The organism is Streptomyces sp. NBC_01622 (assembly GCF_045209635.1).
Classification (GTDB): domain Bacteria; phylum Actinomycetota; class Actinomycetes; order Streptomycetales; family Streptomycetaceae; genus Streptomyces.
In genome coordinates this window covers 9102969-9116059 of sequence record NZ_CP109293.1, presented here as the reverse complement: position 1 = coordinate 9116059, position 13091 = coordinate 9102969, and the positions used below count along the sequence as shown (strand labels likewise).

Genomic DNA, 13091 nt, shown 5'->3' with positions numbered 1-13091 from the left:
TTGAGTACCCGTACTCATGTCGTACGGCGTGACGGGCGCCACACTCCGAGTCATGACGCACATCCCGCCCCCGGCCCTGGAGTTGCAGCTCCTCGATGCCGAGCTGCACCAACTGGACGCCCGCCGTGCGCGGTTGCTGCACCGCCGGGCCTGGCTGCTGACCGTGCTTCAGCCCGCCTGGTCCGCGCCCGTGCCGCCGCCACTGCCGACCGTGCCGTCCCGCCGCGAGACCACCGCGCCCGGTGTGCAGAACCTGCTGCTGGTGCTCGGCGGCATCCTGCTCGCCCTCGCCGCGACGGCGTTCACGCTGGTCAGCTGGGGAAGCATGGGGATCACGGGCCGGGCGCTGGTGCTCGGCGCGGTGACGCTGACGGCGCTCGGCGCGCCCGTGGCGCTGCTGCGGCGGGGCCTGCGTTCCACGGCCGAGTCGATCGCGGGCATCGGTCTCGTCCTGACGGTGCTGGACACCTACGCGCTGCACGAGGTCGCCTTCCCGGACAGGTACGGCGTCTCGTTCGCGGCTGCCGCGTCGGCGGTGCTCGCGGTGGTGTGGGCGGCGTACGGCATCGGGACGGCGGCGCTCCCCCGCCCGGCCGTCGCCCGCGCCGACCCGACCACCGCACCCGCCTCGCCGGCCCTTCTCCTCCCCCTCCCCGCCGCGCTCGCGGTCGCCCAACTCCCCTTGGTCCTCTGGGCGATCGCGGCCGGCGGGGGCCCTCGTACGATCACGGCGGCGGTGCTGCTGACCGCCGTGATCGACATGGTTGTCGCGCTCCGGGTCACTCCTAAGGCCGTTCGCGCCGTCGCCGCCGGCGGTGCGTTCGGCATGGGTGGCTGGGGCGTGCCGGCGGCCGGCCTCATCTCTCTGGATGCGGCCGGTCCGGGCGCCGCCGCCCGTGCGGCGGCGCTCTTCGCTCTCGCCGCGGCGGGTGCGTTCGGCGCCGCGTGGCTCGCTTCGGGCCGTGGCCTCCGGACGAGTACGGCCGCGGCGGGCGGCCTGTTCGTGGTCGCCGCGCTCGGCGGAATGCTGCGCGCGTCGCTGCCCGCCGACTGGACGGTTCCCGGCTATCTGGCGTGCGGGATCGCCCTGTTGGCACTGGTACGGGGCCGACTCCCCAAGCCCGTGCGCGACGGCCTCGGCTGGGCCTCCGGTGTCGTGCAGGCGAGCGCGGTGCTGTGGACGCTGCCCGCCGTCGGCGTCACGCTGCTCGGCCCGGCCGCGTGGCTGTCCCGTGCGTGGTCCGGTGCGCCCGGCGACGCCCGTGAAGCGGCGGCGACGGACACCTTCTGGCCGGCGCACGCGACCACAACTCCCTTGATCCTGCTCGCGGTTGCCACAGTGCTGGCCCTCTCGGTCCGCGCCGCCGAATGGCGCCCCCAGTCGCTGACCGGCGCCCTCACCCTGGCCTGGGCGACGGCACTCATCCTCCCGACCGCGCTGCAACTGCCGTACAACGTCGGCCTGTTGGTACACGGGGGCACGGTCATGGCACTGCTCGCGCTCAGGCACCGCATGGCGACCACGCTCGCCCTGGTCACCTCTCTCAGCCTCGCCTGCCTCGCCCTGGCCGCCGAGCCGGCCACTCTCTCCGTCCTCGCGTCGCTGACCGCCGTGTTCGCGGCAGCCGCCTGGCGCGGGCGCCTCGCACCGGCGTCCGCCGCCGCCTCCCTCGGCTACGCCACGGCCCTCGCCTGCGCGGTGGGCGCCTCCCTCGACTGGCAGCCACAGCACATCGCGCTGCTGGTGCTGCTCGTACCGGTGACCGCCGCACTGCTCGCGGCACGCATCACCGACCCGGCCACCACGAAGGCGGTCGAGATCACGGGGGCTGCGGCGGCGCTGGTCGCGATCGATCTCGCGACGGCCGAACTGCCCGTGCTGGCACTGGTGTTGGCCCTGTGCGGGGTGATCGTGGCGGGTACGGCGATACGGCCCGAACGCAGGAGCCTCGGCTATGTGGCCGCCGCTCTCTTCGTCCTCGCCAGTTGGGTGCGGCTGAGCACCTGGAACGTCACCAACCCCGAGGCGTACACGCTGCCGGTGACCGTCCCCGCGCTGTTCGTCGGCGCGCTGCGCAGGCGCCGCGACCCGAGCGCCACGTCCTGGACGGCCTACGGCCCCGGGCTCACCGTCACGCTCGCGCCGAGCCTCCTCGCGGCCTGGACGGACCCGCACTGGACCCGCCCACTGCTGCTGGGCACTGCCGCGCTGGCCGTCACCCTGCTGGGAGCCCGGCACCGCCTGCAGGCACCCCTCGTCCTCGGCGGCAGCACCCTCGCGCTGGACGCGCTGCACGAACTCGCCCCGTACCTCGTCCAGGTCGTCGGCGCCCTCCCCCGCTGGGCACCTCCCGCCCTCGCCGGACTCCTGCTGCTCGCACTCGGCGCGACCTACGAGCAGCGGATCCGTGACGCCCGGCGGGTACGGGAGGTCCTGGGGAGGATGAACTAGCCCTCGGCTAGGGCATCTTGTCGCCGAGCAGCGCCAGGTTCTCGATGGCGGCGAGGCCGTACAGCGCGGTGTCGTTCGAGGACACCCACGCGGCCTCGCTGCCCGGGACGAGGGTGACCGGACCGTTCAGCGCCTCCGTCTTCCAGGGCGAGGTCTCCATGTAGCCGTCGGAGCCGTAGAACTTCGTCCAGGCCCGCTTGGCGAGTGCCGCGTCGTCGAGTTGTACGGCGGCGTAGGCGTCGAGACGTGAGTGGCCCTGGAAGAGCAGCAGGGTGCCGAAGTTGGAGCCGTAACGTGCCGCCTGTTCCGTCTTGGAGGCGTTGAAGTAGCGGCAGTAATCCATGTACACCTCCTTGAACTTGGGCATGTCGACGAGGTAAATCAGTTCAGCGCACAGCTCGTTGAGACCGAAGACGGCCGAGAGGTGCGAGACGGAGACCACGGGCGCGGAGGCGACGGCGAACCTGCCGGTGTCGAGGTCGTACAGCCCGCTTCCCTGTACAAATCCGTTGGGCTGGGCGGCGATTGTCTCCATCGTGGACAGGACGCGCGCCTTCGCCTTCTCCCACTTGGGGCCCTTGCGCTCCCACTCGGTCAGCCATGCCGACACCAACCCGCTCCAGTCGGTGCCGAATCCGATCGACAGGGCATGCCGGTCGGGCGTGTACGGCTCGGTACGGATCTTGCGGATCGGGTCGAGGACGAGGAACGTCTCGTCGGAGTCGACATTGGCCGCCATGAGGTCGCCGACGCGTTCGTCCGCGGTGAGGAAGTAGTAGTAGCGCCGGTAGGTGGTGTTGGCGATGCGCTGCTGCTTGGCACTGTCGGCGAAGTGCTGGACGCCGTGCCGGGTACCCAACCCGGCCCACTGGCCGAGGTGGTAGACGTCGACCTCGCCGGTGTGCCGGGTGAGCGCCTCGGCGAAGCGGAAGATGTCCGAGCGGCCCGAGCGGATGTACGCGAACCAGAGCCAGATGTCCGGCGACAGCTCGGAGTTGTCCCAGGCGTAGCCGCCGATGTCGTACCGCCACTGGTGGCGCACGGTGTCGTACGAGTGCATGAAGTCGCCGTAGTCCCAGAAGCCGTACCAACGGCGCTGCGCCACCTGGTCCTTGTAGTAGGTGAAGAGGAAGTCGAGATGGTCCTCGACCTTCGCCTTGGCGGCGGTGGAGCGGTCGGGTTCGGAGTAGAGGCCGGGGCCGAAGACCTTGGACTTGATCAACTGCTGAGGCGGGGCGGCTAGTTGGGGCAACACCCGTAGCGCTTCGACCTGTTGGGCGAGGGTCTCCGGGGTCGGCGTCGACTCGTTGGCCCAGAAGAGGAGTTCGGAGGTGCGGGCGATGCCGTACGGGGTGCCGAACTCGGGTTCGTAGTCCTCGTAGGTGATTTCGAGGCCTTGGAGCTGTTCGGCGTAGGTGTCCTGGCCCATGCCGTCGTGGTAGAAGCGCAGGTCCATCGGCTGGGCCTCGGGCGACCAGAGCCAGAGGGTTACCTCGGCCTCGTCGGTGTGGGCGTCGCGGATGTCGAGCTGCGCGGGGAACTTCTCCCAGAAGTCCCGCAGTCCGAAGGAGAATCCGCCGCTCGCCCCGCCGACGTACCCGAACCCGGAGGCGTGCCCGCCACCGCCGGCGGGGATCCAGCCGTAGCCCTTGGTGGTTCGCTTGCGCAGGGTGAAGCCGTCGGCGGAGAGCTGGGAGAGGGTGTAGTCGCCCCACTTGGGAATGTACTGGAGACGGGTCGTGACCCGTTGGTCCCAGGTGGACGGATCGGCCAGCTTCTGGCCCGCGTACTGGGCCGCCTGGACGGTCGCGCCAGGGTCGCGACGCAGGCCCGTGATGCCCTGAACCGCCTCGCGCAGCAGACCTGTTCCCTCGCCGCCGATGCGGATGTGGCGGTCGTAGGCAGCGTCCCGCATCGGCACGGTGAAGCGGACGCCGAGGCCGCGGATGAAGTCACCGCTGGCCTTGCCGGGTTCCACCGTGCCGTCGAAGGTGATCGTGTGCACCATGCGGAAGGAGTCTGCGCCCGCGTAGAAGTAGAGGCGGATCGAGAACGGCAGCCAACTCCGGCCGCCCCTGCGGTGTTTGCCGTCGATGAGGATCACCGCCCTTACCGGGCCGTCCTGTTCGACGGTGACCTCGCCGATGACGCCGTCGAAGCGCTCGGTCTTCACCGAGCCCTGGTCCTCGTCCTCGATCTCGGGCTGGCGGATGAGGACGAGCCGGCCGTTCCTGGCGATCTCCGTACCGTCCCTGGTGACCGACTTGATGAGGGTGGAGCCGGTCTTGCCGATCTTCGCGGTGATGACCCCGGTCGACACGTCGATGGTGCCGCCGCTCTTGTCGACGGTGACCTTCTTGTCGGGGGCGGCCGTGTCCCCGGCGGTGAGCGTGAGCTTGCCTGAGCCCGAACTCACCGCGTGCGCGGTCCACTTGAGCGAGCCGTCGGGCCAGTAGGCGAGCGGCCAGGACTGCACCGGAACGGCCGTGCCCTCGGCATCCGTCAGCGCGAAGGTCTGGTCCTCCTGGTAGGTGCCCATCGGCCACGGCACGCCGACCGTCGAACCGGGCGCGGCGCCGAGACCGCCGTCCTCCAGCCAGTCGAGGGTCACCGGGTCGTCGTCGGCAGCGGCGGCTCTGGGTGCGGCCTGGGCGTCCTTCGCCCCTAGCGCCCAGCTGAACTGCGCGGCGGCTCCCGCGACAGCGGCTGCCTTGAGGAGGGACCTGCGGGGGATGGGAGACATGACCTGTCCTTTCCGTGCGGGTAGCGTTTCTCACGTCCGTCTGGTCAGGGGCATGACAGATAGAGGTGCGGCAGCAGTCCGCTGCCGCAGAACCGCCCGTCAGCGGCCCCGATACCGCTCTTCCACCGCGACGGCCGCCGCGGCAACTGCTCCCAGGACGGGGACCGCCAGCGGTGCGATGAGCAGGGCGGAACAGCCGACGAGGACCAGTCCGCCGACGAGCAGGAAGGAACCTGCGGGGTCGAGCACGGTCCGGCGGCCGGCCTCGGCGAGCAGGGCCCGCCAGGTGTCCCCCGGCGCCCAGACCGCCGCCGCACGCATCCCGGCGACGACGAGCCCGAGCAGCGCGAACACCCCGACGGCACCGATGAGCGGCCCACCGGGCAGCCCGGCCCGCACGGCCTGGACGTCCACCCACACGGCGGCCCCCGCGCCCCAGCCGGCGAGGCCGACGACCCACCCGCCACGCACCGCCGCCCGGAAGTCCGCGACGAACTCCCGCCAGCCGCCGCCCACATGAGCGGTGCGGCGCCTCAAGTGCCGTGCCCCGGCGGCGAATGCGGCGGGATAGGTGACGACTCCCGCCGATGCGACGGCGATCCACACCCCGGTGAGCAGACATTCGGCGAACACTCCGAACCGCTCGGCGAAGACCGATTCCTTCCGCGCCTTCACACGTGCTTCGGTCACCGCCTCAGCCCTTCAGTCCGGAGGTCGCCATACCGTCGATCAGATACCGCTGGAAGGCGAGGAAGAACAGCAGCACCGGCAGCAGCGCGACCAGCGACATCGCGATCATGCCGCCGTAGTTCGCGGCCACTCCGTCGGAGTCGCGGAACATCATCAGGCCCAGGGAGACGGTGTACTTGCCCGGTTCGTTGAGGTAGATCAGCGGGCCCATGAAGTCGTTCCAGGCGTTGATGAAGGTGAAGATCGCGCTGGTGATGAGTGCGGGCCTGCACAGCGGCAGCACGATCGACCAGTAGATCCGCAGATGCCCGCAGCCGTCGAGGCGGGCGGCCTCGTCCAGTTCCTTGGGCAGGTTCCGCATGAACTGCACCATCAGGAAGACGAAGAAGGCCTCGGTCGCCAGGTATTTGCCGATGAGCAACGGGACGTAGGTGTTGACCAGTTGGAGCTTCTGGAACATCACGTACTGCGGGATCAGCAGCACGTGATACGGCAGCAGGAGCGTGCCGATCATGAGGGAGAAGAGCAAGTTGCGGCCGGCGAACCGGATGCGGGCGAACGCGTAGGCAGTCAGGGAGCAGGAGACCAGGATGCCGACGACCGAACCGAGGGCGTAGAAAAGGGAGTTCTCGAAGAAGGTCCAGATCCTGATGTCGGCTATGCCGTCGGCGAGGCCCTTGAAGTTGGACAGGATGGGGTGGCCCGGGAACAGCTGGAGGCTGTTGATGATGTCCTTGCTGGGCTTGAACGAGGCGCCGACGACCCAGACCACCGGATAGAGGATCACCGCGAGGATCAGCAGCGCGCCGAGATGCCAGACCAGGGAACCGGTGCGGCGGCGGCCGAGGGCGGGCGGCTTCGTGGTGGTGGCGCTCATCGGGCGTCCTCCTCGTAGTGCACCCACTTCTTCTGGGACCAGAAGAGGACGGCCGTCACCAGTGCCACGGCGAGCAGCAGCATCCAGGCCATCGCGGCGGCGAAGCCCATCTGGGCGTCCTTGAAGCCCTTTTGGTAGAGGTAACAGGTGTAGACGAGCGTGGCGTCGGCGGGACCGCAGTACGTGTTGGAGACGACGTACGCCGAGCCGAAGATCTGGAACGAGTGGATGGTCTCCAGCAGCACGTTGAAGAACAGCACCGGGGAGATCATCGGCAGCGTGATGCTCCAGAAGCGCCGGAAGGGTCCGGCGCCGTCCATCTCGGCGGCCTCGTAGAGCTCCCGGGGCACCTGTTTGAGCCCGGCCAGGAAGATCACCATGGGCGCCCCGAACTGCCAGACGGTCAGCGCCACCAGGCAGTACAGGACCCAGTCGGCGTTGCCGACCCAGCCGCCGACATGGAAGCCGAGGAAGGACTGCGTACGGTCCACCACGGCGCCGTCGGAGAAGAGCGACCGCCAGACGAAGCCGATCGAGACGCTCGCGCCGATCAGCGAGGGGGCGTAGAACGCGGCCCGGTAGAAGGCCTGGCCGCGGCGGCTCTGGGCCAGCAGCAGGGCGACGCCGAGGGCGAGCAGCAGCTTCAGCGGGGTGCCGATGACGACGTACTTCGCCGTCACCTCGACCGACTTCCGCCAGCGCGGGTCGTCGAACATCGCGGTGAAGTTGTCGAAACCGACCCACTTCGGGCTGTTGAAGAGGTTGTAGTCGGTGAACGCGAAGTAGAGCGAGGCGACCATGGGGCCCGCGGTCAGCAGCAGGAAGCCCGCGATCCAGGGGGACATGAAGAGATAGCCGGCGAGGTTCTCCCGGCGGCCCCGCCGCCCCTTGGTGACGGGGGCGGCGGAGCGTGCCTTCCGGGTGGTGGGCACGGAGTCCTTGACGAGCGTCACGGCGGTTCCCATCAGGCTTGGAAGGCGGCCTCGGACTCGGTGAAGAACTGCTTCACCGCGTCCGTGACCTTGGTCTTGCCCTGGCCGAGGTCACCGCCGATGCGCAGGAAGGCGGCCTCGACGGTGTCGGCGCCGGAGGGGTGCGGGGTGATCGTGCCGAGGACGCCGGACTTGGCGGTGGTGTCCTCGTACTGCGCGATCTCCTTGCTCACCGTGTCGGTGGGCTTGAACGCCGCGTACTGCTCGGTGCTCGCCAGGATGCCGCGGTCGTAGCCCATGATCTGGCCGACCGCCGGGTCGTGGACCATGAAGTCGATGAACTGCGCGGCTTCCTTGGGGTGCGCGGTGTGGGCGGAGGCGCTCAGCATCAGCGAGGCGAGGTACTGGCCCGTGTGCTTGCCGTCCATGGTGGGGATCGGGGCGAGGCCGTAGGTGCTGCTGCCCTCCGCCGAGTAGCGGACCGTGAAGTTGTCCCAGGTGAACTCCGAGGCACCGTGCCCGGCGGAGAGCGACGACTTGGGCTGGTCCTGTGCGACGACCTTCGGGTCCGTGACGATTCCGGCCTTCACCCGGCCGTAGCCGTCCGTCCACCACTCCGTCAGATCGGACTTGTCGAAACCGAGCCCGTCCTTGGTGAAGAACGCCTTGCCGTTCTGCCGGAGGTAGAGGTCGTACAGGTACATGATGGCGAAGTAGCCCGTGTCGCCGGGGACTTTCGTCTTGTCGTGGATCGTCTTGAGGGCCTTGAAGTAGTCGTCCCAGGTCCAGCCCGTCGCCGGGTCGACGCCCGCCTTCTCGAACACCTTCTTGTCGATGACCAGCGCCATGGTGTTGGAGCCGACCGGAACACCGAGCTGCTTTCCGTCGACCTCACCGACCTTCGTGACGCCCGCACGGAAGTGATCCAGACTCAGATTGCCTGCTTTTACCTGAGAGTTGAGGTCGAGAAGAATGCCTCTCCTGTCGTACTTCCGAAGAAATCCGACGGCGTTCTGGAATACGTCCGGCGGATTTCCGCCCGCGGCCTGCGTCTGGAACTTCTCCCAGAACGACTGATACGTCTGAAAGTCCGTCTTCACCTTGATCTTCGGATACTTCTTCTCGAAGAGCGCGATGGACTGATTGATCTTTTTCGCCCGCTCCTCTGCACCCCACCACGAGTAACGGATCGTCACCGTCCCGTCCGCGGACGTGCCGCCGTTGCCGCCGCAAGCCGTCGCGGCCAGCCCCAGCGTGACCGCCGAGACTCCGGCGGCCTTCAAGACCGTACGCCTCTCCACATTCGTGCCGGTTCCCATGACGGGCCCTCCCCGTAGCGTCGTTGCCACCTGCATGAATCGTTTCAAGTAAGCGCTTGCTGGCACAAGTTACGGAGGCCCTCGGGGTGCGTCAATGATTCGGACAGGAATTTCTTGTGGACCGGCTGAGCGCTACGACGGCGCCGCCGGACACGGCGCGGGAGCGGCGGGACGGACACCGCAGGTGAGGCGCCCGTGTTCGGCCGGACGAACAGGAAGCAGCCGGCCGCACTCGCTGACGACCGGCCGAAAAAGGCCTGGGCGGCGGGGAGTTGACCTCTCGTCACCGGCGGGCGAACGACGACGGCCCGCCTGCGTGATCACACGCGGGCCGTCGGTCCGGGTGGGCGATACTGGGTTCGAACCAGTGACCTCTTCGGTGTGAACGAAGCGCTCTCCCACTGAGCTAATCGCCCGGACGCACGGAGAACATTACCCCATGTCAGCGGGTGCCTCCGACCAGCACGGGAAGGCACCCGGGCGCCGTCACCGGGTCACTGGTCCTTGATCTTCCAGGGCATCACGACACCGAACTTCCAGACGTAGACGCCCACAAGGGCGACCACGATCACCAGGCCGATCGAGGTCAGGACGATGTTGCGGCGGCGCACGGCGGGGTCGAGCGCGCGCTGCGCCGCCTCGGTGACCTTGCGCTTCGTCCAGCGGAGCACCAGCTGGGCCCAGACGAACTCGGTCGCCCAGATCGCCATACCGCCGAAGATCACCACCCAGCCGGGTCCCGGCAGCGGCAGCATCACGATGCCGGCGGCTACGACCGCGAGGCCGACGACGAACACGCCGACCTGCCAGCTCACGTGCAGCGCACGGCGCGCCTTGATGAATTCCGGCGCCTTGGAACCGAGCCCCCGCTCGTCCCGCGCCCCGTCCGCTCCTGTCCCGTCCGGCACCCCGTCGGCCGCTCCGTCCGGCGCCACGACAACCTCACCCGGCCCGTCACTCCCCGTATTCATACGGACAAACCCTACCCGAGGGAAACCAGTCACCGGAATGGCCGCACCGGGCGATCGAGCTCTCGGCCGGAAGAGTTACGTAAAGGCACGCAAAACACTCAGAGGGGTTTACAACGGCACCGTAGGTGGCATGTCGATTTCGCCGACGTGCGAATCCCCGAGCGCACACTGAGCGAAAGGCCCTGGCGCTTATGAACACCACGGTCAGCTGCGAGCTGCACCTGCGCCTCGTTGTGTCGAGCGAGTCATCCCTGCCTGTCCCCGCAGGCCTGAGGTACGACACGGCCGACCCCTACGCCGTGCACGCCACCTTCCACACCGGAGCCGAGGAGACCGTCGAGTGGGTGTTCGCCCGCGACCTTCTCGCGGAGGGCCTCCACCGGCCCACCGGTACCGGCGACGTCCGTGTCTGGCCATCCCGTAGTCACGGTCAGGGCGTCGTCTGCATCGCACTGAGCTCTCCCGAGGGCGAAGCCCTGCTGGAGGCTCCCGCACGGGCCCTGGAGTCCTTCCTGAAGCGGACGGACGCCGCCGTGCCACCCGGCACGGAGCACCGGCACTTCGACCTGGATCAGGAGCTGTCGCACATCCTGGCGGAGAGCTAGCGCACGGCCCCGACCCAAACCACCCGGCGCCGTCCGAACTCGGGGAGACGGCTCGGGCGTGGACAACCGCATATGGCACACACCGGCGCCGTCGCCGCGATTCGTCGCGGGGGCGGCGCCGGTGCGTGCGGTACCTGCTACCGGCGGTCCCCCGTGGGCCGCGGAGGGCGCGACTCTCCGTAGTCCGGGGAACCGTGAGGGACACGAAGGCGTTCATAGAGGCAGGGGCCGCCCTCCGGGATGCCACTACCATCGGCCAGCATCGGCGGGCGCCCGCCCGACCCCCAGGCCAGGGAGCTAAACGTGCTGATCACCCACGACACCCGGTGTGCCCTCGACACCGTGGTGGATCTGGTGAACACCGCACCGGAGGACGCCGCGGCGCCGGACGGACTGTCGGACGTCGCGCTGCTCACGGATTTCGTACGAAACCACGAGATCAGCGATGTCGGCGTGCTCTCGGAGTTCGACCTCTCCGCCGTGCGCAAGATCCGCGGCCGGTTCACCGCGGTCTTCTCCGCGCCGGACCCCCGGGCCGCCGCCGGACTGATCAACGACCTGGTCGCCGCCGCGGGCACCACGCCCCGCCTCACGGACCACGACGGCTACGACTGGCACGTGCACTATTTCGCGCCCGGCGCCTCGGTCGCCGACCATCTCGCCGCCGACTGCGGGATGGCGCTCGCGTTCTTCGTGGTGGCCGGCGAGCAGGAGCGGCTGCGCCGCTGCGAGGCCCCCGACTGCAGGCGCGCCTTCGTCGACCTCTCCCGGAACCGCTCGCGCAGGTACTGCGACAGCCGGACCTGCGGAAACCGACTGCATGTCGCCGCGTACCGGGCCCGGCGCAAGGAAGCCGCGGGCTGACGGCCGGCGCCCCTCGATGAGGTCGTGGCCCCCGGCGGGTGACGTCGGGGACCACGAGTACGGCTCACAGCATCAGCAGGTCGTGCAGCGAGGCCATGAGCAGCAGACACCCGATCACCGCAAGGAAGATCATCAGCGGTGGCTGGGAAAGGGCGAAAAGGCACCCGCGCGGCTCGTCCTTCGGCGGCGCGGCGTCGCTCTGTGTCGTGTCCAGCATCTCGTCGCGATGATGACGCAGCGAGGACCCCTCACGCGATCAACACGCCCGATAAGGGAGGGAGTTCGCTGAATTCCGTGATGTCCGTTTCGGGTCGCGTCGCGTCCTGAACACTTACCGGCGGGCCCGGCTCGCTCTGTGTCGTTTCAGTCGCTGTGCGGCCGTCATATGCCGTGCTTCTTCAGGATGGCCTCGATGTCGCTGAAGTCGTCCCCGCTCTGGGCGCGGGGCGCGGCGGCGGGCCGGGTCGCCGGGCGTACGGCCGGGCCGAGGGAGGGCGCGGAGGCCGTCGGCGCCACCGCGTCGGGCTGCGCCGAGGCCCGGGCAGCCCTGCGCTCCTTGCGGGTGCCGCCACGGCGGCGCTCCACGGCGCGGGTACTGGTGAAGAGCAGCCAGGCGCCGCCGAGTACGACGAAACCCGCCCAGGCCGTGGGACTGAACGCGGTGTCGGCGGCCCAGCCGACGACCCCGGTCATCACCAGGCCGACGGGCACCAGCGAATAGGCGGCGATACGGGCGGCGGAGAGAAAACGCTTGCGGTACGCGGTGACCGCCGCGATGCCCAGGCCTGCCGCGGAGACGGCGGAACAGACGGTCTCGGCAATCATCCGGTCCTCCAGGCAGTTCCGTCGGGCACTCTCGGTCGGACGAGGTCGGCAGGTCCGCTCGGACACGTCGGTCCGGCAGGTCGCACTTCGTCCCTTCCATCCTGCACCGTCCGGTCCCCTGGATGCCATGCCCCGGTAGGACATCAGGGACATCTCCGGGTTGCATCCTCCCCAGGTGCCGGTCGGCGTCGTACGTCCGCGTCCCTTGGTCCCCGTGGTCCCCGTGGTCCCCGTGGTCCCCGTGGTCCCGGTTGGGACGGTGGATCCGGGGCTGGGAGACTGGTCCCATGAGTGACCTCTCCTCCGCGCGCACCCCCGTCCTCGACGTCTGGTGCGAGCTCCAGTGCACGGACTGCCGCACCGCGCTGGAGGATCTGCGCGCCCTACGGGCCCGCTACGGCTACCGGCTGGAGCTGCGGCTGCGGCACTTCCCGCTGGAGAAGCACAAGCACGCCTTCGCCGCCGCGCAGGCCGCCGAGGAGGCCGTGGAGCAGGGGCGGGGCTGGGACTACATCGAGGCCGTGCTCGGCCGGGTCGAGGAGCTGGACCGTAGGGGCGAACCCTTCCTGGTCGAGGTGGCGGGCGAACTCGGCCTGGACGCCGAGGAGTTCGACACCGCCCTGATCGACGGCCGGCACATCCTGATCGTCGACGCCGACCAGGCCGAGGGCAAGGCCATCGGGGTGACCGGCACCCCGACGTATGTCATCGGCGGCGAACGCCTCGACGGCAGCAAGAGCCAGGAAGGGCTGCGCGCCCGCATCGAGGAGATCGCCGACCGGCTGCTCGCAGGGGGCGAGTGAGCCCCGAAGC

At 69.4% G+C, this 13091-nt stretch carries 12 protein-coding genes and 1 tRNA gene; 4 read left to right on the top strand and 9 right to left on the bottom strand.

The annotated features are described in order from the left end of the window. The first annotated feature begins 16 nt into the window (after positions 1 to 16). A complete protein-coding gene (locus OH768_RS42285) occupies positions 17 to 2452 on the top strand; it encodes an SCO7613 C-terminal domain-containing membrane protein (protein ID WP_406461790.1) in 2436 nt (811 codons plus the stop codon). Between the two features lie 7 nt (positions 2453 to 2459). On the opposite strand, the gene OH768_RS42280 is transcribed toward OH768_RS42285, so the two are convergent. From OH768_RS42280 to OH768_RS42250, 7 genes are all read right to left on the bottom strand, one after another. Next, the gene (locus OH768_RS42280) at positions 2460 to 5195 is read right to left on the bottom strand and encodes a Tat pathway signal sequence domain protein (RefSeq protein ID WP_406461788.1); all 2736 of its coding nucleotides are present in this window, start codon (positions 5193 to 5195) and stop codon (positions 2460 to 2462) included. A gap of 99 nt (positions 5196 to 5294) precedes the next feature. Continuing rightward, positions 5295 to 5885 (bottom strand): hypothetical protein, encoded by a 591-nt coding sequence (locus tag OH768_RS42275; RefSeq protein ID WP_406461787.1) that lies wholly within the window; start codon positions 5883 to 5885, stop codon positions 5295 to 5297. A gap of 4 nt (positions 5886 to 5889) precedes the next feature. Then, positions 5890 to 6762: a carbohydrate ABC transporter permease gene (locus tag OH768_RS42270; protein WP_406461785.1), complete on the bottom strand. Its 873-nt coding sequence runs from the start codon at positions 6760 to 6762 to the stop codon at positions 5890 to 5892. Beyond that, entirely contained in the window at positions 6759 to 7727 is a 969-nt protein-coding gene (locus OH768_RS42265; protein WP_019066340.1) for a carbohydrate ABC transporter permease, read from the bottom strand. The genes OH768_RS42270 and OH768_RS42265 overlap by 4 nt, the downstream gene beginning before the upstream one ends. Next, entirely contained in the window at positions 7727 to 9013 is a 1287-nt protein-coding gene (locus OH768_RS42260; protein WP_406461783.1) for an ABC transporter substrate-binding protein, read from the bottom strand. Before OH768_RS42260 ends, OH768_RS42265 begins: the two co-directional genes overlap by 1 nt. A gap of 344 nt (positions 9014 to 9357) precedes the next feature. Continuing rightward, positions 9358 to 9429 (bottom strand) — tRNA-Val (locus tag OH768_RS42255). Between the two features lie 78 nt (positions 9430 to 9507). Beyond that, positions 9508 to 9984 (bottom strand): TIGR02611 family protein, encoded by a 477-nt coding sequence (locus OH768_RS42250; protein WP_406461781.1) that lies wholly within the window; start codon positions 9982 to 9984, stop codon positions 9508 to 9510. A 191-nt stretch (positions 9985 to 10175) separates the two neighbouring features. On the opposite strand from OH768_RS42250, the gene OH768_RS42245 reads away from it, so the two are divergent. Together OH768_RS42245 and OH768_RS42240 are read left to right on the top strand one after the other, a co-directional pair. Next, entirely contained in the window at positions 10176 to 10589 is a 414-nt protein-coding gene (locus OH768_RS42245; protein WP_004002642.1) for an SsgA family sporulation/cell division regulator, read from the top strand. Positions 10590 to 10892: 303 nt separating this feature from the next. Further along, positions 10893 to 11453 (top strand): CGNR zinc finger domain-containing protein, encoded by a 561-nt coding sequence (locus tag OH768_RS42240; protein WP_406461780.1) that lies wholly within the window; start codon positions 10893 to 10895, stop codon positions 11451 to 11453. Between the two features lie 64 nt (positions 11454 to 11517). Here the strand turns inward: OH768_RS42240 and OH768_RS42235 are convergent, their stop codons facing one another. Beyond that, a complete protein-coding gene (locus tag OH768_RS42235; protein WP_019059824.1) occupies positions 11518 to 11670 on the bottom strand; it encodes a hypothetical protein in 153 nt (50 codons plus the stop codon). Between the two features lie 164 nt (positions 11671 to 11834). Continuing rightward, positions 11835 to 12278, bottom strand: a complete 444-nt coding sequence (locus OH768_RS42230) for a hypothetical protein (RefSeq protein ID WP_406461778.1) — start codon at positions 12276 to 12278, stop codon at positions 11835 to 11837. A 287-nt stretch (positions 12279 to 12565) separates the two neighbouring features. Here OH768_RS42230 and OH768_RS42225 point away from each other — a divergent pair, with 287 nt between their 5' ends. Beyond that, complete coding sequence (locus OH768_RS42225) at positions 12566 to 13081, top strand: DsbA family protein (RefSeq protein ID WP_406461777.1); 516 nt, start codon at positions 12566 to 12568, stop codon at positions 13079 to 13081. Positions 13082 to 13091 lie beyond the last annotated feature (10 nt).

Excerpts from the sequence above, each read along its gene's own strand:
- OH768_RS42285 (WP_406461790.1), top strand. The coding sequence starts at position 17 with ATGTCGTACGGCGTGACGGGCGCCACACTCCGAGTCATGACGCACATC.
- OH768_RS42280 (WP_406461788.1), bottom strand. The coding sequence starts at position 5,195 with ATGTCTCCCATCCCCCGCAGGTCCCTCCTCAAGGCAGCCGCTGTCGCG.
- OH768_RS42270 (WP_406461785.1), bottom strand. The coding sequence starts at position 6,762 with ATGAGCGCCACCACCACGAAGCCGCCCGCCCTCGGCCGCCGCCGCACC.
- OH768_RS42265 (WP_019066340.1), bottom strand. The coding sequence starts at position 7,727 with ATGGGAACCGCCGTGACGCTCGTCAAGGACTCCGTGCCCACCACCCGG.
- OH768_RS42260 (WP_406461783.1), bottom strand. The coding sequence starts at position 9,013 with ATGGGAACCGGCACGAATGTGGAGAGGCGTACGGTCTTGAAGGCCGCC.
- OH768_RS42250 (WP_406461781.1), bottom strand. The coding sequence starts at position 9,984 with ATGAATACGGGGAGTGACGGGCCGGGTGAGGTTGTCGTGGCGCCGGAC.
- OH768_RS42245 (WP_004002642.1), top strand. The coding sequence starts at position 10,176 with ATGAACACCACGGTCAGCTGCGAGCTGCACCTGCGCCTCGTTGTGTCG.
- OH768_RS42235 (WP_019059824.1), bottom strand. The coding sequence starts at position 11,670 with ATGCTGGACACGACACAGAGCGACGCCGCGCCGCCGAAGGACGAGCCG.
- OH768_RS42230 (WP_406461778.1), bottom strand. The coding sequence starts at position 12,278 with ATGATTGCCGAGACCGTCTGTTCCGCCGTCTCCGCGGCAGGCCTGGGC.
- OH768_RS42225 (WP_406461777.1), top strand. The coding sequence starts at position 12,566 with ATGAGTGACCTCTCCTCCGCGCGCACCCCCGTCCTCGACGTCTGGTGC.